Here is a 20,659-nt window from a genome sequence, read left to right on the forward strand (position 1 = left end):
GAGGACTTTTCGATTGAAAAGTCAAACAAGGGTGGTACCACGGTGTTTACATCGTCCCTTCGGCATTTGCCGGAGGGACGTTTTTTTATATCTTCAACTAAAGGAGTGGGAAAGATGCGCGAGCAATTAGAAGCATTACGCGATGAAGCGTTGACATTAGTCGATCAGGCAACAACACAAAAAGATCTCAATGACGTCCGAGTCAAGTATCTCGGGAAAAAGGGACCAATCACGGAAGTATTACGAGGAATGGGTAAGCTATCAGCGGAAGAACGACCAGTCGTCGGTGAGATCGCGAATACGGTTCGTCAAGCGATCCAAGAGCAACTCGAACAACGTTTGACAGCTGTCAAACAGCAGGAGATGGATGCGAAACTGGCAGCGGAAGCAATTGACGTCACATTACCAGGACGCCCGAAAAAGGTCGGTCATGCGCACCTCTTGCAACAGGTGTCAGATGAGATCGAAGACATCTTCGTCGGACTCGGTTATACGATTGCTGAAGGTCCGGAAGTCGAGCAAGATCTTTTCAACTTCGAGATGTTGAATTTACCGAAGGATCACCCAGCACGTGATATGCAAGATTCATTCTACATCACGGAAGAAATTTTGATGCGAACGCATACGTCACCAGTCCAAGCGCGGACGATGCTCGCTTCTAAAGGGGAACCGATCCGTATTCTCTGCCCAGGTAAAGTCTATCGCCGGGATGAAGATGATGCGACGCACTCGCACCAATTCATGCAAGTCGAAGGACTAGTCGTCGGAGAATCGATTTCGATGGCTGACTTAAAAGGAACGCTTGAAGCCTTCGCGAAGCAGATGTTTGGTGAAGCACGTGAAGTCCGCTTACGCCCAAGTTTCTTCCCATTCACGGAGCCGTCCGTCGAAGTCGACGTTTCGTGCTTCAAATGTGGCGGTAAAGGGTGCAACATCTGTAAACAGACGGGTTGGATTGAAATTCTAGGTGCTGGAATGGTTCATCCTCACGTTCTCGAAATGGCCGAATATGATAGCACGAAAATGTCAGGTTTTGCATTCGGGATGGGCATCGAACGGATTGCCATGTTGAAATACGGTGTCGATGATATTCGCCACTTCTATACGAATGACGTTCGCTTCAGCGAACAGTTTTAAGGGGGAACGCAGATGTTAGTCTCAAAACAATGGTTGAACGAATATGTGGATGTCAGTCATACATCAGGACAAGACCTGGCTGATTTGATTACTAAGAGCGGAATCGAAGTCGAAGGCGTCGATGTCCGGGATGAAGCGTTAAACAACATCGTCGTCGGACGTGTGTTAACGAAAGAAAAACATCCAGAAGCAGATAAATTGAACGTCACGACAGTTGACATCGGACAAGACGAACCGGTCCAGATCGTTTGTGGTGCACCGAATGTCGAAGCAGGACAAGATGTCATCGTCGCGCGTGTCGGAGCCCGCTTGCCAGGGATTAAAATCAAACGTGCCAAATTGCGCGGTGTCGTCTCGGAAGGGATGATTTGTTCACTCGAAGAACTCGGATTCGAAAAGAAATACATCCGAGAAGATGAGCAAGACGGAATCCACACGTTCCGTGAACCAGTCACACCGGGACAAGATGTTCTAGAATTACTCGGTCTACGCGATGAAATCCTCGAACTTGGGTTAACGCCGAACCGGTCGGACTGTCTCAGCATGTATGGTGTCGCACACGAAGTGGCCGCGCTTTATGACACGACACCGACTTTCCCGGTCGTTGAAGTCAAAGAAGCAGAGCCAGCGACGACAGTAGAAGTAACGCTTGATTCAGAGGAGTGTTCGTTCTACGCGGCTCGAGAAATCCAAGGGGTGACGATTCAAGAATCACCGACTTGGTTAAAAAACCGCTTGATTGCAAATGGCATTCGTCCGATCAACAACGTTGTCGACGTCACGAACTTCGTTTTACTTGAAACAGGTCAGCCGCTTCATTCATTCGATGCCGAAAAACTCGGGAAACAAATCGTCGTGCGTCAAGCACGTGCAGGGGAGTCATTCACGACGTTAGACGAAGTCGAGCGGACACTTGATTCTTCGATGCTCGTCATTACAGACGGAGAACGCCCGGTCGCGCTTGCTGGAGTCATGGGTGGAGCAAATACCGAAGTGGACGGAAATACGACATCGATCATTTTAGAGTCTGCTTATTTCGCACCGATTTCTGTCCGGAAGACGAGCCGTGTTCTTGGACTCCGTTCTGACTCGAGTGCGCGTTTTGAAAAAGGTGTCGACCCACGTCGTGTCTTGTTAGCACTCGATCGTGCTGCAGCTTTGATTGCTGAACTTTCGGGTGGAACGGTTCAAGCGGGTGTCGCTCAAGCCGGAACGCTCGAGCTTGACGATCATTTGATTGAAGCGAGTGTCTCGTACATCAATCATCGTCTTGGTATGGAAATTGAAGGAACGGTCATGCAAACGTTACTCGAACGTCTTGGTCTCGGTGTTGAATTATCGGGGGATGCCTTGACGGTCAGCGTACCGACTCGCCGCCAAGATTTGAAAATTCCAGCTGATTTAGCGGAAGAAGTGGCACGTCTCTATGGATATGATGCCCTGACTTCAAGCTTACCGTCTGAAGCGAGCCGTGGTTTCTTACCAAAACGGAACATCCACCGTCGTCATTTACGCCGGACACTGCAGGGAGCAGGTCTTTCGCAAGCGATCACGTATTCATTGACGAGCGAACAACGCGCGATGCAATTCAATGAACGGGAAGATTTGCATCCAGTCAAACTGGCGATGCCAATCAGTGAAGCACGTTCGACATTGCGGACATCCCTCATTCCGGGACTCCTTGAAGTCGCACAACATAATGTCGCACGACAGCATGCCGATGTTGCGTTTTATGAACTCGGCAGTGTCTATCTGCAACGGGATGCGTCACTTGAGACACTTCCAATCGAACAAGAAATGATCGGCGGCGTCGCAGTCGGTGTCTCAGAACAACACCGTGCTCATGGTACACTTGTTAAAACAGATTTCTTCGTCATGAAAGGAATCGTCGAGACACTCGCATATGCGTCTGGTGTCACGTTGACGTTCGAAGCAGCGAGCATTCCATCGATGCACCCAGGGCGGACGGCACGTATTCTGCTTGACGGAGAAGCAATTGGATTCGTCGGTCAAGTGCATCCTGGTCTGTCAAAAGAACAGTATGGTCTAAAAGAAGTGTACGTCTTCGAGTTAGAGGCAATGGCATTGCGTTCGAAGGAAGAACAGGTCTACTCGGAAATCTCACGTTTCCCATCGATGACACGTGACTTAGCAATCGTCGTTGAGCGATCAGTGACGGCACAATCCATCGTCGATGTCATGACGGAGGCGGCCGGTCCACTTCTACAGGCAATCGAATTATTCGATGTCTATACGGGAGAGAACGTCGGAGAGAATGAAAAATCATTCGCTTTCTCCCTCCGTTACCAAAACAAAGAACGGACGTTAGTCGATGAAGAAATCACGACAGCGCAACAGCGAGTCGTAGATGCAGTGAAAGAAACGTTCAATGCGGAACTTCGCGCATAATTAGATAACGGAATAGGACATGGATCATGATGAAGATTCCACGGTTACCTATTTTCAGATTAAAAGTAAAATGCAGTTCTTTTCTTAACTGAAAAGAACTGCATTTTTTTGTTTCATAGCGTTTCTTCGTTCAAGATACAGTTGAACTACAGTCGAGCTACAGATTCGTTTCATACGATGAATGCAGACGATAAAAGGAGGAACAGGACACATGAATTTTTTGAAACGGGCTGGAAAGAGTATCATCGCTCGAAAGGGTAAGACGATGATCATGTTGATTATTTTGACAGTGATTGGATCGCTGGTTCTATCAGGATTCGCGATTCAGAATGCTGCAAAATCAGCTGGAGAAGAAGCAAGAAAAGAACTGGGAGCTACCGTGACGTTACAAGTCGACCGACAAAAACAAATGCAGGAGCGACAAGCTTCTGGAGAACGAGGAAGACCAGAAGAAGTTAAAATTTCGATGAAAGAAGTTGAAGCGATCGAACAACTAGATGCAGTCAAGTCGACTAATTATCTTTCGCAAGCGACCGCGACCGCGAGTGATATTGAACCGATCGAAAGTGAGTCGACGAATACAGGTGGTGGACCGGATGGTGGACCAGGCGGTGAAATGCCAGAGGGAATGACGACGCCCGACTTCTCGTTGAACGGTGTGACGAATATGGAGTTACTTGATTCGTTTTCGAATGGAACATTAAAAATTGTTGATGGCGTAGCATTGACGTCTGATGCGAAAGAAAATAGTGTTGTCATCGATGAAAATCTAGCAACTGAAAACGACCTTAAAGTAGGAGATACATTCAAACTGAAATCGACGACGACGAATCAAACACAAAAACTGACGATCATCGGGCTTTCTTCATCGACAGATGCGAGTTCAGACGCAAGTTTCCGTGCTGCGGGGTTCATGGATCCGATGAATCAAATGTATGTTTCAAATGAGACGCTTGCCGACTTTGCTACCGAGGATGGGACAGTGAGTGCGTCAAGTGTTGTCTACTCTTTAAAGGATCCGTCTGAAGTCGAGGCGTTCAAACAAAAAGCAAAATCGGTTTCATCAGTGGACTGGGATACGTTCACGTTGGATGCGAATGATGCGGCTTACCAAAAAATGGTCGGACCAATTGAACAAGTTGCTTCCTTCTCAAAATCAGTCGTCTATCTCGTTAGTATCGCAGGTGGTTTGATTCTGGCACTTTTGATTTTGTTATCTGTACGTGAACGCCGGAAAGAGATGGGGATTTTGATGGCAATGGGTGAAAAACGTTCGAAGCTGATGAGTCAATTATTAGTTGAAACATTTGCGATTGCGGCAGTTGCGTTTCTCATAACGTATGCGACGGGAGGAATGACATCACAATTCATGACCGATCAATTATTAAACCGAGAAGTGACAGAAGCGGCAAGTTCGGCTACAACGGATGGATTTGGAGGTCCAGGTGGAGGTCCGGGTGGTCAAGGACAACAACTCCTCGCTAGTATTCCTCAAATTACAGAGATGACGACGAAAATTGACTGGTCGACACTAGCACAAGTCGTTCAAATCGGTAGTCTGATTGTCTTTTTATCCGTTTTATTACCGTCACTTATCTTATTACGAATGAATCCAAAAGAAATCTTATTGCGGGAGGATTAATCAGATGACGACTTTAGAAATGACGAAGGTGTCGTATGCGTATACATCAGCAGGAAAGCAACAACGAATCTTAAATGAGGTATCGATGCAGTTCGAGGCGGGAAGATTTTATGCAATTCTTGGAGAATCAGGTTCTGGTAAAACGACTGCGTTAAGTTTACTCAGTGGACTAGACTCACCAACGGAAGGACAAATACAGTATGAAGGACGTGAATTGCGAAAAATCGGACTGACGACGTATCGATCGCGTCATGCAGCGACTGTCTTCCAATCCTTTAATTTATTAACTTATATGAATGCTATTGATAATGTCATTGTCGCACTTGAGTTGAGTGGGCGACGGATTAAGGAGAAGAAGAAACGAGCTCTTGAGTTACTGGAACAGGTCGGGATCGATGAAATACATTCGAAAAAGAACGTATTACAGTTGAGTGGTGGTCAGCAACAACGGGTTGCCATCGCGCGCGCTCTAGCGACAGAAGCGCCAATCATATTAGCGGATGAACCGACAGGAGCACTCGATGAAAAAACAGCTACGGAAATCATCCGTTTGTTTCAACAACTAGCGCATGATGCCAATCGTTGCATTATCGCAGTGACACACTCAGCAGAAGTCGCACGTGCTGCCGATCAAATCATTGAACTGAAAAAACAACGGTTCGTCGAAAAGAAACCTATCGTTGAAGGGCAGACCATACCGGCTCGTTGAAGAAACGAAATGAATGTATTAAAAGAAGGGACTCTCATCAATCGTTGAGAAGTCCCTTCTTTACTTATGAGGCGATGTCCTGATTGGTTGCTGTAGCGGAGGAACGTCTCGAATACACATATAAGAGACCGCTGCTGACGACGACGAGACTGCAGATCAAAAACATATTCGAGTATCCAGTCTTAGCCGCAATGCCCGATAGCAGGAAAGCACCGATGCCAAAGCCACTATCATAGGCGAGGAAAAATGTAGAGATGGCTTTGCCTTTTTGTTCAGGAGCTGCATACGTCAGCATGACCGTCTGCAATCCTGGGAAGATGGAGGCGGAGCCGATGCCGATGATGAGGGCGGCGAACAACAAACCATAAAGCGTTGGAAAGAATCCAAGTACTAGAAATCCGACCGCATACAGACCATAGGATGGAATAAGCACGGAAGCTGGTCCTTTTCGGTCAAACCGTTTTCCGGCTAGTGGACGAATGGCGACCATACCGAGCGCAGCCAGTCCGTAAAAATAAGAGGCATACGTCACATGGTGAATGGAGTCGGCATATAAGGAGATAAATGCAGACGTACTGGAAATCGCAATTCCCGCAAAGCTTGTAGCTAGCAACAAGACGGGACTGTCTAAGAAAAGCGATTGACGGAGCCGAAATGGTGACGTTTGCGGAATATGACTGCTCGTCAATGGTAAACGGATCATGAAAAGAAATGAACAGATGGCGAGTAGAGCAACTGTCATGAAATACCAGACCATGACATCATGAGCAATCAACGTCAATCCGATGACAGGACCTAGGACGGAAGCGAGATTCATCGAGAGGACGAAGTAACCCATTCCTTCACCCTGACGTTGTTTAGGAATCAACGTCGTGACACTTAAACTCAGTGAAGAAGAGATCATACCGAAACTAAACCCATGTAACACACGAATGATGAGCAATAAACTGAATGATTCAATCGGCAGAATGATCAAGTAGAGACAGCTAAAGAGAGTAAACAGACTAGCAGATAATAGTAACATCCGTTTCAGTTCGTACCGATCGAGCCAATGACCAATCAACGGACGTGAACAGACCGTTGCGAGTACGAATGCCGTCACGACCCATCCGAGTGATCCTTGTGAAACCTCGAATTTTTGGGCGGCGAGTAGAGGCAGGGATGCATTTAATAAGTAAAACGTTATGAATAATAAGAGATTGACGAGTAATGTCGTCACGTAATGCCGGTGAAATAAACGATTCACGATGATTCCTCCTGTTCGACCGGGCGATGGGTAAGAAGTAGCTGAGTCATCAGGCGCTCTAAGGAAGACTGGTCTTCTGGCGATAATTCATCCAAAAATATACGATGTGCTTGTTGGACGGATGCATCAATCGTCTGAAATAAGTCGCGTGCTTGTGAAGTCAATTCGACCAGGCGATGACGTCCTGCGTTCTGACGAAAGATGAATCCTAATTCTTCTAATCGAGCGACTGTTTTTGTGACGGCTGGCTTTTCGATGACTAAATATTTCGACAGGGTGACCTGTGAGACTGGTTCAAGTAAAGACACGGCCTTCAAGAGTGCCCATTGTCCAGTGTGTAACGAATATTGAGCGAGGGTGGCATCGACGTCTCGTTTGACGAGTCGGGCGACTTTTGACAGTTGTCCGAGAATATCTTCTTGTTGAGATGACATAAAAAAACCTCCTTTAAGTTAACTAGTTAACTTAAAGGAGTATAGCGGATTCTTTACTTCTTTGGCAAGTAGAAATCAAGAAGTAGTTTCAAAAAACGTCGTGAATCGTACCTGATCAGGTGTTCCAGTCAAAGTAGTCTTTAAATCTAATCGATCCATGATTTGGTGTACCAAATATAGTCCGAGACCACTACCGCCATGAATTCGATTTCGCGATTGTTCGGCGCGTGTAAGGGGGTGGAACCAAGCGGCAGTATCACTTGAATCTTGAATAGTCGGTGAGTTCGTAATCGTTAGCACCACACCATTTTGTTTTCCGGTCGTCTCGATTAGAATCGTTCCACCCGGAGCCGTATACGATATGGCATTCATTAATACGTTATGAAAAGCGCGCTCCAACAAGTGACGATCCGTGTTAACGTTCCAGTCTCCTTTAGGTGAGATCACACGTAATTGCTGATCATGAATAAGTTGTCCGAATTGATCGAGTTGTTGTTCGAGTAACAGACGAAGATTCGTTTCCTCGAAATGAAGTGCCATTTGTTCGACACGGGCGACTTCGAGCAACGATGCAATGAGACGTTCCATATTTTCAATCACCTGACTAGCACGCTCCAAATAGTAATCACGGTCTCGGTAGATTCCGAGATTCAAGAGCATCCCTTCGACTTGACCCTTGATGATCGTAACAGGTGTTTTTAACTCATGTGAGATAGCGAGGAATAGCTGTCTTCGTTCTGCATCACGTATTCGATCTTTTTCCGCTTCAAGACGAAGGCGTTCATTGGAGGCTTGTAAAGAATCCATCGTCGCCTCGAGTGTGGTGGCGAGTTGATTGATATTTCTTGATAGATCACCCAGTTCATCCGTTGAGTGATGATGGGTTCGGACAGCAAAGTTTAAATTCGCTAACTCCTTCGTCGCTTGATTGATGGAGATCAGCGGTCGAGAAATGGTACGTGAATAAAGATAGGCAGCAAGACCGGCTAATAATAGAAGCGGAAAAACGATATAAGGAGCTAGTTTTAACAAGACGGCTTTCACTTCATCAATCGGTTGAATCATTTGATCCGCATCGAGAGTAACCGTTTGACTGTTCAGTTGAAGTGGAAGGGAGGCTTGGATCGTTCCGGTAGGAGAGTTATCGGTAGTGCGACGAATCGGTCCGCGACCAAAATCGGGTGCATATAAGAGTTGATCGTCCTCCGTCCACAGTGAAAAACGAATCCCTTTGTCTGTCAGTTGATCAAGCAATGGGATGAGTTCTTCGATTGAACGATCTTTACTTTTTAGTTTAATAGATGCCATCGTCGAGTGAAATTGTTCTTCTCGATAGGACTGATAGTACGAAGGCAACGAGGCATATAGAAAACCAACCGTCGAGAGGACAGCGACGATGAGTAAGCTCATCGTTAAAAAAAATAGTTTAGCAGTGATTCCTTGACGTTTAGCTAGGTGCTTCAAGCTTATAGCCAACTCCTTTTACTGTTTGAATATAAGGTACGTTTATTTTTTTTCGTAGGTTTTTAATATGTGTATCCAAGAATCGTGTATCGCCAAGGGCATCAAACCCCCAAAGTTGCTGAATCAGCTGTTCTCGTTCGAGTACACGGCCGGGATGTTCGAGTAATAAATGAAGAATTTGAAATTCCTTAAGTGTTAATGTCGTCGGATTTCCAGAAACGTATACGTTATAGCTTGATGGAAAAAGGGTAATCTCTCGAAATGAGAGTGATTCTGCTTCATTCGATTGAATGCGCCTGATAACGGCTTCGATCCGTCTAAGTAAGATGCGAAGGGAAAATGGTTTTGCGATGTAATCATCGATTCCGAGATCAAATCCTTTCACCTGGTTTTCCTCATCTTGCAAAGCGGTTAAAAAAATAATCGGCGTTTGTGATTCTTTACGAATGTCGCGTGCAACCTCAAAACCATCGAAGAAAGGCATCATGATATCTAAGATGATTAAATCGAAAGAGCCCGATCGGTAAAGTTGTAAGGCTTCCATGCCGTTTGCCGCGCTAGATACAATGTATCCATTGGAGTTCAATAATTCTGTTAGTAGTTCCCTGATATCGTATTCATCTTCTGCGATCAAAATATGTGTCATATCATTCACCTCATTGTTAGTTGTAACATATTCATCTGAAGTTTAGCTGAAGATAAACAATTGATACATCGAGTCATTTATATTAGACCAAATAAAGCAAATCTTGAGACAAGGAAGGGAAGCAAACATCATGAAGCCCTGTTCGAAATCCTTAGCATCATTAGTATCACTTTTTAACTTACGAACAGATTCAAATCCGATAGTTACGAGTATTGAGACAGACTCACGAAACGTAATACCAGGAAGTCTGTTTATTTGTGTTCGCGGCTACACGGTAGATGGTCATCGATATGCTAGAGAAGCGGAACGTAATGGAGCAGTTGCGATTTTAGCGGAAGAAGCATTAAGTGATGTAACGATTCCTGTTATTCTCATTGAAAATACAAAGGCAGCTGCCGGGAAGGTAGCAGACTTTTTTTATGATCATCCGAGTCAAAAAATGCGTGTCTATGGTGTAACGGGAACGAACGGAAAAACGACGACGACAAAATTGGCGTATGATCTCTTTCGTGCAACAGGCATAAAAGCCGGCATGATTAGCACGGTCGGTGCACGAATTGATGAGGAACTCATTGAGACACCGAATACGACGCCTGAAGCGATCATCTTACATCGACTGTTGTATGAAATGGTTGAAAAAGGCGTGACGGATTGCATCATTGAAGTGTCTTCTCATGCATTAGCTGAAGGTCGAGTCGAAGGAGTGTCTTTCCACTCGGCAGCATTTACGAACCTGACGCATGATCATCTGGATTATCACCATTCAATGGAGGATTACGCCAAGACGAAAGCGTTGTTATTTCAACAAGTCGCTGCGTCAAATGGTCGGACCATCGTCTTGAATCGAGAAGATGGTTGGAGCCGCGTCATGCGAGAAGCTGCGCCTTTACAACCCGTCATCTGGTATACGACACAACCACACCGGACGTCACAAATCGCGGTCGAATGGTTGACGGACACCGTCAATGTGCGGATCGACGAGACGACGACGCGTGTGCCGACAGCTTTACTAGGTGAATTCAATGCAGCGAATTTAGCGGCGGCGATGGGATTATTGCAGGCAGGTGATGCCAATCTCTATGCTTTGATTCGTCACATTCCAGAACTGGAATTGCCGAAAGGACGACTTGAACGACTGGACTGGGCACCTTGTGAGATTTATATCGATTATGCCCATACACCGGATGGTCTAGAAAAATGTTTACAGGCACTCACTTTTTCCGGAGAATCGCTATCGGTCGTTTTAAGTGCAGCTGGAGAGCGTGATCGAACGAAACGAGCGGAAATGGGGCGGATTGCAAGTAAATATTGTGAACACATCATCGCAACGGTCCATGATGCGAGGACAGAGGATCCGGATCGAATCATCGAAGAGCTAATCGTTGATATTCCACGTGAACATTTAGTAGGTTGTCATACATCCCGTCACGAAGCGCTCGTACAAGCAGCGCATCTGGCGCACGAAGGAAAACGCATCGTCATCGTCGGGAAAGGTCATGATGAGGTAGAACGAATCGGTACAAAAACGATTCCTTTTAATGAAAAACACATACTTCTTGCGGAATTAGAACGACTGTCTGAAGGGGAGTCCGTCATTTAAAAAAACCGACCATTCCGTTAAGGTCATGGTCGGTTTCGTTTCGCAGCTAGTTGTTGTGCCTTTTTCGTATTCGCAAAATGGGCTTTCGTCCAGTCACGCAGTTTGTCAGCTCCATAACGTAAAATCAGTGAGGCGGCGACTTGATCGACCTTGGCACCAGCACCTTTCGGAATGACGACACCTGTTGTTTCACTCAACTTGTCCATCTCCTTCAAAAAGATGGCGCGAGCAATGATCGAGGAGGCAGCTACAGCGACATGGAGTTGTTCCGCCTTGGTCGAGAAGTAGACATTTTCTCGAACGGGATTGACGACACCAGCTAGGTGTTTATAATAGACACTTTTTTCGGCGAACTGATCAATCAAGATCGCTTCTGGTTTCGTCTCCAGTTGGTCAAGAAGCCGCTCGATTACATCATTATGCATCAGGGCAGTCATCTTTCCTTGAGTCATCGACCGTTGCATCTGATTGTATTCTGGATTGTGTAGGATACGATATGTGTACGGAATGACAGCATGGAGATCGCGAGCAATTCGACGAATCTCGATATCGTTCAAATGTTTGGAGTCTCGGACACCGAGTTCGTGAAGAAGTGCGATCTGCTTTCGATCAACAAAGGAAGCGGCGACGACGAGTGGACCGAAGAAATCGCCTTTCCCGACTTCGTCACTACCAACGACGGACCATTCCGAAAAACCATTCGGTAACGTTGAAACAAGTGGTTCTTTCGACTTAGTCGGCGAAGCCGTACCGAAACGTGTAGCGATAGCTTCGGCTTGCGGTCCTTGAAACATCACTTTTCCAGAATTATAAATCGTGATGACACAACCAGGAATCTTGGCAGCGAAACGGGCATACGGAGGAGACTTCGTCTCGTTCTGTTTGAAGTTCTGTATGACTAAGTCCTGTTTTTCTTTAGATAAGCGTAAAACGGTCGTTCCCATAGGATAACCTCCCTTTCCGGGATTAAGCATACCATCCTTAAGACCGATGGGGGACTTCTTTTCCTAAAACGAAAATGATGGTACTATATGAAAGAAGCAAAGTATGAGGAGGACAGAAAAATGGCTGATTCAGAAGGGTTGAACCGGACGACGATTCATATCGCAGGCAATGATTATACGATTGTCGGAACGGAGTCGCCAGAACACGTACGCGAAGTGGGTCTCCTCGTAGATACGAAGATTCGAGAAATCCGAGAACAAGCACCACAACTCGACGTTCGTCAAATCGCCGTCCTAGCGGCGCTTAATATTGGTAGTGATTATGTAAAAATTAAAAAGAATTTGGGTGAACTATAAACTATGATTTCTCTCGTTATCTTATTACTTCTCGCCGTAGGTGTCATGACAGGGGTCCGAAGGGGAGTTGTGTTGCAGGCCGGTCATTTGCTCAGTCTGATCATTTCCTTCATCGTTGCACTGTCGTTCTATGAGGAACTGGCTACGAAATTCCGATTGTGGGTACCATATCCGTCTACACTGGATGATGCGGGAATCGATTTGACGATGTTCGCGATTCCAAGTTCAGCACGACTCGATGAGGTGTTCTACAAAGCCTTTTGGTTCGTCGTCCTGTTCTTCGGTACAAAAATCATCTTATCGATCTTATTGTCGATGTTTGATTCGTTGACGAATGTCCCGATTCTAAAACAAGTCAAAGGGTTGTTAGGTGGTGTCTTTGGTTTCATCGAGATGTACATCTTCATCTTCCTGCTCTTGTTCTTAGCGGCATTCGTTCCAATCCAATCGATACAGGATGCGATCGCGAATTCGAGTTTAGCAAGCTTCATTATCCAGCATACCCCGCTTCTTGCGAACTGGCTGATGGATCAAGTTGGATTGATAAAATAAACAGGCTCCCACGATTGGGAGCTTTTTTTGAGGGGAGAACTGCACATGCGTACGATTCAAGATGCGATGCGTCATTTGGAACGGATATCGGTCTACCTAGAGGTCAAAGGGGAAAATCCATTTAAGATTAATGCTTTTCGGAAAGCAGCAAGTATTCTCGAAGCATCCGATGCTGACTTCATGGCGATTGAGGATTTCACGGCGATGAAGGGGATCGGGAAAGGAACGGCTGCTGTTCTAGAGGAATATCGTGAAACGGGAACGAGCACGGCACTGACAGAACTCGAACAAGAAGTGCCAGAAGGATTGATCGCCTTATTGAAGATTCCGGGTCTTGGTGGGAAAAAGCTCGCTAAACTGCATGAAGTTGGCGTCATTGATGCAGATTCCTTTGCAGAGAAATTAGCAGATGGTACAGTCGAAGCGATGCCTGGATTCGGCAAGAAGACGGTCGAGAAGTACGTTAAAGCACTTGAAACGTTTGAAACACGACCGGAGCGATTACCATACGGTGTCATGCGAAAGATCGTCGCTGAATTGAATCAGACACTTGCATCGTTTGATGCAATCATTCGTTTTGAAGTTGGAGGAAGTTTCCGTCGAGCAGAAGAGACGTGTAAGGATCTTGATTTCATTCTATCAACGAATGAACCGGAACGAATCAAGGAGCAGCTTCTAGAACTGTCGCTCATCGATGAAGTCATCGCAGCTGGCAGCACGAAAGTATCGCTCATCTTAAAACGAGACGTTCATTATATCGCGGTTGATTTCCGAATTGTGGATGATGCGGCGTATGCATCCACATTACATCACTTTACGGGTTCGAAGGATCACAACGTCCGGATGCGCCAACTCGCAAAAGAGCGAGGAGAGAGTATTTCTGAATATGGTGTCGAGACCGAGCAAGGATTAGTGCAACCGAACACAGAAGAAGAATTGTTTGCGCGATATGATTTACCGTTCATCGCGCCTGAATTACGAGCGGGACGTCATGAATTCGAGCAAGATTTATCACGTCTCTTGACGGAACAAGATATTCAAGCCGATGTGCATATGCATACGACATGGTCAGATGGTACGTTGTCTGTTGAAGAACTAGTCGATGCCTGTGCTGCACGCGGATATACATGGATGGCGATCACGGATCATAGTAAATATATGAAATTCGTCAATGGATTAACGGAAGAACGTCTGCGTGCACAACGTATTGAAATCGAAGCGGCACGCGAGAAACATCCCGATATGACAATTTTATGCGGTGTCGAGATGGATATCTTGCCCGATGGATCACTTGATTATGAAGATGAGTTCTTAAAAGAAATGGACTATGTCATCGCCTCGATCCACTCGAAGTTCGATCAGACGGAAGAAGAGATCATGCAGCGGCTCGAGAATGCTTGTCGTAATCCTTATGTTTCCTTGATTGCTCATCCGACGGGACGAATCATTGGAAGACGAGAAGGATACGCCGTCAATGTCGATCGATTGATCGAACTAGCAGCGGAGACAGGAACAGCGCTTGAGATGAACGCGAATCCAGCACGTTTTGATTTAACAGCAAGTTCGCTTGCGAAAGCGAAGGCTGCCGGCGTAAAGATTTTAATTAATACGGATACACACCGACCAGAAATGTTAGAAGATATGAAACTTGGAGTCCTCCATGCTCGTAAAGCTTATTTGGAGGCGTCTGATGTCATCAATACGTGGTCTGCTGAAGAAGCACTCGAATTCTTCGGTCGAAAACGTTTAGGAGTGGATTAAATGAATGCCAACGCATTACGCGTTTTAGAATATGAGAAGTTAAAAGAAAACATGCTCGCCTTCACGGCTAGTTCACTCGGAGCACAGTTCGTCCGGGCAATGCGTCCGGCGGAAGACTTCGAGCAGGTCAAGGAACTGTTAGCTGTCACGACGGAAGCAACGACGGTCTACCGGTTGCGTGACCGTTATCCGTTCGGTGGATTGACGGACGTCCGAAGTGAAGTGAAACGAGCAGAGATTGGCTCTGTCCTCTCGACGAGTGAACTTCTAGCCGTCGCAGACGTCGTCTACTCGGGACGTCAAGTGAAGGCATTCCAAGAACGGCTACACGAAGACCATGCGGATCTACGATTACCGCGCCTTGATAGTCGAATCGAGCAAATCACGAAGCTCGTCGAGATCGAACAGGGGATTCGCCATGCCATCGACGATCAAGGGACTGTCCAAGACTCAGCGAGTGATAAATTACGAGCGTTACGCAGTCAGTTACGCTCGCTCGAAGGACAAGTTCGTTCGAAAATCGATAACGTCTTACGTAGTAAAGCGAAGATGCTGTCTGACGCCATCGTGACGATGCGAAACGATCGTTATTGTGTACCGGTCAAACAAGAATATCGTCAAGCGTTCGGCGGAATCGTCCATGATCAGTCCGCTTCTGGAGCAACGTTGTTCATCGAACCGCAAGCTGTCGTCTCTGCGAACAACGAAATTCAAGAAGCGCGTTTGAAAGAACGGGCGGAAATCGAACGAATTCTTGCACAACTATCGGCACTTGTCGGTAGCGTTGGTGATTCGCTACGCATCAATCTGGATGTATTAGCAGAACTTGATTTCATCATGGCAAAAGCATTATACGGTCATCAAATTGGAGCGGTCGAGCCACGCTTGAACGAAAACCGCCATATCATTCTGAAGGAAGCACGGCATCCGTTCATCCCGAAAGAGGAAGTCGTACCAATTACCGTATCACTGGGTGGGGATTTTACGTCACTCGTCATCACCGGTCCGAACACCGGCGGTAAGACAGTTACCTTAAAGACGATCGGTCTTTTGCAATTGATGGTGCAATCAGGACTATACGTGCCAGCTGCAGATGAGACGGAACTCAGTGTCTTCGATGCGATTTATGCCGATATCGGGGATGAACAGTCGATTGAACAAAACTTATCGACGTTTAGTTCGCACATGACGAACATCGTCTCGATGATGGAAAAAATCGATTTTATGAGTCTAGTACTGTTCGATGAATTAGGTGCGGGAACGGATCCGACAGAAGGGGCTGCCCTTGCAATCGCGATTCTTGATGAAGTGAAGCGACGCGGCGCACGTGTGGCAGCGACGACGCACTATTCAGAATTAAAAGCGTACGGCTATAACCGAGAAGGGGTCGTCAATGCGTCGATGGAATTCGATGTCGAATCACTCAGTCCGACCTATCGCTTACTCATCGGTGTACCTGGACGCTCGAATGCGTTCGAGATTTCAAAACGTCTTGGACTCGAAGACCGGATCATCGACGCGGCACGTGGTCAGATCGGTAGCGACGCACAGTCTGTCGAGACGATGATCGAACGATTAGAAGAAGCGAAACAGCGGGCTGAAACGTTAGAGGCACAGTTGTTAGAAGAGAAAAAACGACTTGTCGAAGAGAGAGAGCAGTTCGAGCAAGAACAAGCTGAGATCCAGGAAGAGAAAAACGAAATTCTGGCAAAAGCGGAAGAAAAAGCAGCACGTGCGGTCGAACGCGCTCAAAAAGAAGCAGAAGGCGTCATCAAACGTCTGAAGGAATTACGAGACGCTGGTGCCGTCAAAGAGCATGAACTGATCGAGGCGCGGAAGCGACTCGAAGACGCGAAGCCGAGTCTGCAAGAGAAGCGGATCGCTAAAGTAAAAGCAAAATACGACCAAACGCCGCGATTTGATAAAGGCGAAGAAGTTAAAGTCACGACGTTCAATCAAAAAGGCTATATTATCAACCAACAGGCGAACGGCGAGTATACCGTCCAAGTGGGCATCATGAAGGTGAACGTCAAACCGGAAGATCTCGCGAAGATTGGCAGTACACCAAAACGTCCACAAACGAAAGGGCGCTCTGGTGGAACGAGTGTGACGAAACAATCGACACCTTCGGCTGAACTGGATTTACGTGGCGTGCGTGTCGAAGAAGGGTTGTCGAAGCTCGAACGCTTCATGGACCAAGCCTTGTTATCGAACTACGACCACATCCGTGTCATTCATGGCTTGGGTACGGGAGCGATGCGACAAGGTGTCCAAGAATTCTTGAAAGGTCATCGTCACGTCAAAGGTCACCGGTTAGGTGGTCAAGGTGAAGGCGGACACGGTGTGACGATCATCGAACTGAAATGAGGAAAGCAAGATGAACATTTTTGAGAACGTCTATGTCTATACGACAGCGCTCTATTCGGTCGCGGGATTACTGATCATTTTGGGGCTTGCACTTTTTGAGTTGACAACCCGGTATAAAAACTGGGAACATATCAAGAGTGGCAACATCGCCGTTGCGTTAGCAACAGGTGGAAAAATCATAGGACTCGCCAATATCGTTCATTTCGCTGTCCAAGGGGAAGAACGGGTCGGGTCGATATTTCTTGAAAGTGCCTTTGGCTTCTTATTGTTGATATCGACATATTGGATCTTTGAATTCCTGACACCGAATTTGCCGGTAGACCGTGAAATCGAGAATGGCAACATTGCTGTCGGTATCATTTCATGCGCTTTATCGATCGGCATGTCCTACGTCATCGGATCAGCGTTAGTGGGGTGAATCCGTGTTAGAACGTTTAGCGAAAATCATGTTCGGGGTTTCGATCGCCTTTTTGGTTGTCGGTATCCTTTGGATTGTATTTAATTAAAAGAACCGGTCTTACCGTGTGATCATTCCGTACTGACATCGTTTCAGTACGGAATTTTTATTGAGCCACGCCTAATCAAAAAAGGAGGAACGCATATGAACGTACGAAAAACATCAACAACGACAGAAACGAGACGCCGTGCTTTTGAGGCGATGCAATTGATTTCTTGGAAGGACATCTTCTGGGTTATCATCGGGTCGTCGATTCTCGCCTTTGGAATCAACTACTTTACGATTCCAAATGATCTCTCAGAAGGTGGATTGATTGGGATCACGGTCATTTTCTACTATCTTTACGGTTGGGATACGGGACTTGTCTCCTTGCTTGCGAACGCTTTGCTGTTCGTTGTCGGTTATCGATTCCTTAGCCGGAAGACGATGCTTTACTCAGTCATCTCAGTCGCCGTCACATCGTTTGTCCTCTCTTCGACAGCAAACCTTGCGACATCATCGGATAGCCGTTTGATTGGAACGGTCTATGCGGGTATTTTGATTGGTGTCGGAATCGGACTCGTCATTCGTGCGGGAGGAACGACGGGCGGTGGTGTCATCATCGCTCGACTGATGAATAAATACTTGAATCTCAGTATCGCAGTCTCGATGTTCATCATCGATGTCGCCGTTGTCGGTGCGTCAGGTTTTCTATTTGGAGAAGAGACGATGCTGTACACGTTAATTGCGATCATCATCGGTTCGTATTTGATTGATCTCGTCAGCGAAGGATTGAACGTCCGCGAAGCGGTCACGATCATTAGCCATCGCCAAGAAGAAATCGCGACGATCCTGACGGAGACGCTCGGACGTAGCGCGACTGTCATCCACAGTCATGGTCATTTCACGAAACAAAAGAATGACATGTTGTATATGATCGTCGATAAACGACAACTGGCACCGTTGAAACAAATCGTCGAAGCAGCGGATCCCCGCGCCTTCGTCGTCATTCATAAAGTGCGAGAAGTCATCGGGGAAGGATTCACATATCCCTCCCGGTAATATGGATTCAAAAGTAGCACCTCTCTTTTTCGGAAATCGAGAAAGGGAGGTGCTGCTTTTTTAGTATTAAAATTTTGATTGAAAAAACCAAAAAACAAGCAGATTCAATTTCTTTTTTTGGGATTTTACTGGCATGTCGAATTCAAATCAACGTATAATGAAAATGAATAGTAATTCATTATCAGGGAGGGAAACGTATGGAATCCGTTTGGTTATCTGATTATCCAAAGCAAGTACCCGTATCGATTGATTATCGAGAAATACCTCTTTATCAGGCACTTGATGAGGCAGCGACTGATTTTCCAGAACAACGTGCCTTAAGTTTCTTAGGGAAACGTATGACGTTTCGTGAAGTGTGCGACGAAGCACATGCACTCGGAAGTTTACTTCAAGAGCATGGCCTCAAAAAAGGAGATCGTGTCGGACTGATGTTACCGAACTGTCCCCAGTATATGATCAGTTATTATGCTGTCCTCTATGCTGGTGGAATCGTTGTGCAGGTGAATCCGCTCTATACGGACCGTGAACTCGAACAGATCCTCATCGATTCAGGTGCACATCTGCTCGTAACCCTCGACCTACTTTATCCGAAAGCATCTCGCGTCAAAGCGGCGACGGAACTCAAAACGGTCGTGACAACAAGCATCGCGGATTACCTTCCCTTCCCTAAAAATAAACTGTATCCCATTAAAGCACGGAAAGATAACAACATCATCATCGATACGACGGGTTCGATTCCATTTTTATCGCTACGTGGTTATGAACCGATTACACCGATTGCGATTCAACCGAAAGAAGATGTCGCGGTTCTTCAGTATACGGGTGGAACGACAGGTGCTCCAAAAGGTGTCATGCTGACGCACTATAACCTGAGTGCGAATGTCGAGCAAATCGACAAATGGTTTTATAAATATGAGCGGGGAGATGGACGAAAACTGTTAGCTGTCGTTCCGTATTTCCATGTCTATGGCATGACATGTAACCTCAATTTCGGTATTTTTAATGCCTATGAGCAAATCATCGTTCCGAAATTCGACATTGAACAAGTATTGAAAACGATTCATAAGGAAAAACCAAATCTGTTCCCTGGTGCACCGACGATGTATGTCGGTCTGTTGAACCATCCGAAGCTAAAGAAATATGATCTGTCTTCAATCGAAGCTTGTATTTCAGGTTCAGCTCCACTGCCGGTCGAAGTCCAGGAAAAATTCGAAGCATTAACGGGCGGACGAATCGTTGAAGGATATGGTTTGTCTGAGACGAGTCCGGTGACGCATACGAACTGTATCTGGGATCGCCGGATTCCTGGAACGGTTGGTATTCCGGTACCCGATACGCAAGCGAAAATCGTCCAAGCGGATGGAGAGACACCCGCAACTCTTGGTGAGATCGGTGAGATCATCGTCACAGGTCCGCAAGTCATGAAAGGATACTGGAAACGACCAGAAGAGACGCAAGCGGTTCTTCGAAACGGTTGGTTGCACACGGGAGACCTTGGTTATATCGGCGAAGATCATTACTTCCGGATCGTCGATCGGAAAAAGGATTTAATCATTGCTTCCGGATTCAATATTTATCCACGTGAAGTCGAAGAAATCTTGTACGAGCATTCGGCCGTCAAGGAAGCCGTCGTCATCGGTGTTCCGGATGCCTATCGTGGAGAGACCGTCAAGGCGTTCATCGTCGTCAAGGATGAGATGACGGTCACAGAAGAAGAGCTTGATCAATTCTGTCGTAAACAGTTAGCGTCATTTAAAGTGCCAAAGCAGTACGAATTCCGACAAGAGTTACCGAAGACGTTCGTCGGGAAGATTCTCCGCCGTGTTCTTGTTGAAGAAGAACGTGCCAAACAACTCGAAGAAAGCAGTTGACAGGACGAAATGACATGATAGA

General features: G+C 46.3%; 17 protein-coding genes. 12 read left to right on the forward strand and 5 right to left on the reverse strand.

What is annotated here, in order from left to right; all coding sequences use genetic code 11:
• Positions 1-114 precede the first annotated feature (114 nt).
• The 4 genes from pheS to HZS85_RS02995 all read left to right on the forward strand — a co-directional run bounded on the left by pheS (position 115) and on the right by HZS85_RS02995 (position 5,897).
• Complete coding sequence (gene pheS, locus HZS85_RS02980; protein WP_056062640.1) at positions 115-1,137, forward strand: phenylalanine--tRNA ligase subunit alpha; 1,023 nt, start codon at positions 115-117, stop codon at positions 1,135-1,137.
• A 12-nt stretch (positions 1,138-1,149) separates the two neighbouring features.
• On the forward strand, positions 1,150-3,546 hold the full coding sequence (gene pheT, locus HZS85_RS02985) for a phenylalanine--tRNA ligase subunit beta (RefSeq protein ID WP_214852909.1): 2,397 nt from the start codon (positions 1,150-1,152) through the stop codon (positions 3,544-3,546).
• Between the two features lie 211 nt (positions 3,547-3,757).
• Positions 3,758-5,188 carry an ABC transporter permease gene (locus HZS85_RS02990; protein ID WP_214852912.1) on the forward strand — a complete coding sequence of 477 codons (1,431 nt, stop codon included), beginning with the start codon at positions 3,758-3,760 and terminating at the stop codon, positions 5,186-5,188.
• 4 nt (positions 5,189-5,192) lie between these two features.
• Entirely contained in the window at positions 5,193-5,897 is a 705-nt protein-coding gene (locus HZS85_RS02995; RefSeq protein ID WP_214852915.1) for an ABC transporter ATP-binding protein, read from the forward strand.
• A 64-nt stretch (positions 5,898-5,961) separates the two neighbouring features.
• Here HZS85_RS02995 and HZS85_RS03000 read toward each other — a convergent pair whose 3' ends face one another.
• From HZS85_RS03000 to HZS85_RS03015, 4 genes are all read right to left on the reverse strand, one after another.
• Entirely contained in the window at positions 5,962-7,143 is a 1,182-nt protein-coding gene (locus tag HZS85_RS03000) for an MFS transporter (protein WP_353048855.1), read from the reverse strand.
• On the reverse strand, positions 7,140-7,577 hold the full coding sequence (locus HZS85_RS03005) for a MarR family winged helix-turn-helix transcriptional regulator (protein ID WP_214852919.1): 438 nt from the start codon (positions 7,575-7,577) through the stop codon (positions 7,140-7,142). Before HZS85_RS03005 ends, HZS85_RS03000 begins: the two co-directional genes overlap by 4 nt.
• Positions 7,578-7,652: 75 nt before the next feature.
• On the reverse strand, positions 7,653-9,041 hold the full coding sequence (locus tag HZS85_RS03010; RefSeq protein ID WP_251137789.1) for a sensor histidine kinase: 1,389 nt from the start codon (positions 9,039-9,041) through the stop codon (positions 7,653-7,655).
• A complete protein-coding gene (locus HZS85_RS03015) occupies positions 9,025-9,687 on the reverse strand; it encodes a response regulator transcription factor (RefSeq protein WP_214852922.1) in 663 nt (220 codons plus the stop codon). Before HZS85_RS03015 ends, HZS85_RS03010 begins: the two co-directional genes overlap by 17 nt.
• A 130-nt stretch (positions 9,688-9,817) precedes the next feature.
• Between HZS85_RS03015 and HZS85_RS03020 the strand changes: the two genes are divergently transcribed.
• On the forward strand, positions 9,818-11,287 hold the full coding sequence (locus tag HZS85_RS03020) for a UDP-N-acetylmuramoyl-L-alanyl-D-glutamate--2,6-diaminopimelate ligase (RefSeq protein WP_214852925.1): 1,470 nt from the start codon (positions 9,818-9,820) through the stop codon (positions 11,285-11,287).
• Between the two features lie 23 nt (positions 11,288-11,310).
• On the opposite strand, the gene rnhC is transcribed toward HZS85_RS03020, so the two are convergent.
• A complete protein-coding gene (gene rnhC / locus HZS85_RS03025; RefSeq protein WP_214852928.1) occupies positions 11,311-12,231 on the reverse strand; it encodes a ribonuclease HIII in 921 nt (306 codons plus the stop codon).
• Positions 12,232-12,351: 120 nt separating this feature from the next.
• Between rnhC and zapA the strand changes: the two genes are divergently transcribed.
• The 7 genes from zapA to HZS85_RS03060 all read left to right on the forward strand — a co-directional run bounded on the left by zapA (position 12,352) and on the right by HZS85_RS03060 (position 20,637).
• Complete coding sequence (gene zapA / locus HZS85_RS03030; RefSeq protein ID WP_029342308.1) at positions 12,352-12,588, forward strand: cell division protein ZapA; 237 nt, start codon at positions 12,352-12,354, stop codon at positions 12,586-12,588.
• Positions 12,589-12,591: 3 nt separating this feature from the next.
• A complete protein-coding gene (locus tag HZS85_RS03035; protein WP_214852931.1) occupies positions 12,592-13,140 on the forward strand; it encodes a CvpA family protein in 549 nt (182 codons plus the stop codon).
• A 45-nt stretch (positions 13,141-13,185) separates the two neighbouring features.
• Complete coding sequence (polX, locus tag HZS85_RS03040; protein ID WP_214852934.1) at positions 13,186-14,901, forward strand: DNA polymerase/3'-5' exonuclease PolX; 1,716 nt, start codon at positions 13,186-13,188, stop codon at positions 14,899-14,901.
• Positions 14,902-17,268 (forward strand): endonuclease MutS2, encoded by a 2,367-nt coding sequence (locus HZS85_RS03045; protein WP_214852937.1) that lies wholly within the window; start codon positions 14,902-14,904, stop codon positions 17,266-17,268.
• Positions 17,269-17,278: 10 nt separating this feature from the next.
• Positions 17,279-17,686, forward strand: a complete 408-nt coding sequence (locus HZS85_RS03050) for a DUF350 domain-containing protein (RefSeq protein ID WP_023469001.1) — start codon at positions 17,279-17,281, stop codon at positions 17,684-17,686.
• A 183-nt stretch (positions 17,687-17,869) separates the two neighbouring features.
• Positions 17,870-18,766, forward strand: coding sequence for a YitT family protein (locus HZS85_RS03055; protein ID WP_035406360.1), 897 nt, complete (start codon positions 17,870-17,872; stop codon positions 18,764-18,766).
• 197 nt (positions 18,767-18,963) lie between these two features.
• A complete protein-coding gene (locus HZS85_RS03060; protein ID WP_214852939.1) occupies positions 18,964-20,637 on the forward strand; it encodes an AMP-binding protein in 1,674 nt (557 codons plus the stop codon).
• The last annotated feature ends 22 nt before the right edge of the window (positions 20,638-20,659 follow it).

The organism is Exiguobacterium sp. s130 (assembly GCF_018619055.1).
Taxonomy (GTDB): domain Bacteria; phylum Bacillota; class Bacilli; order Exiguobacteriales; family Exiguobacteriaceae; genus Exiguobacterium_A.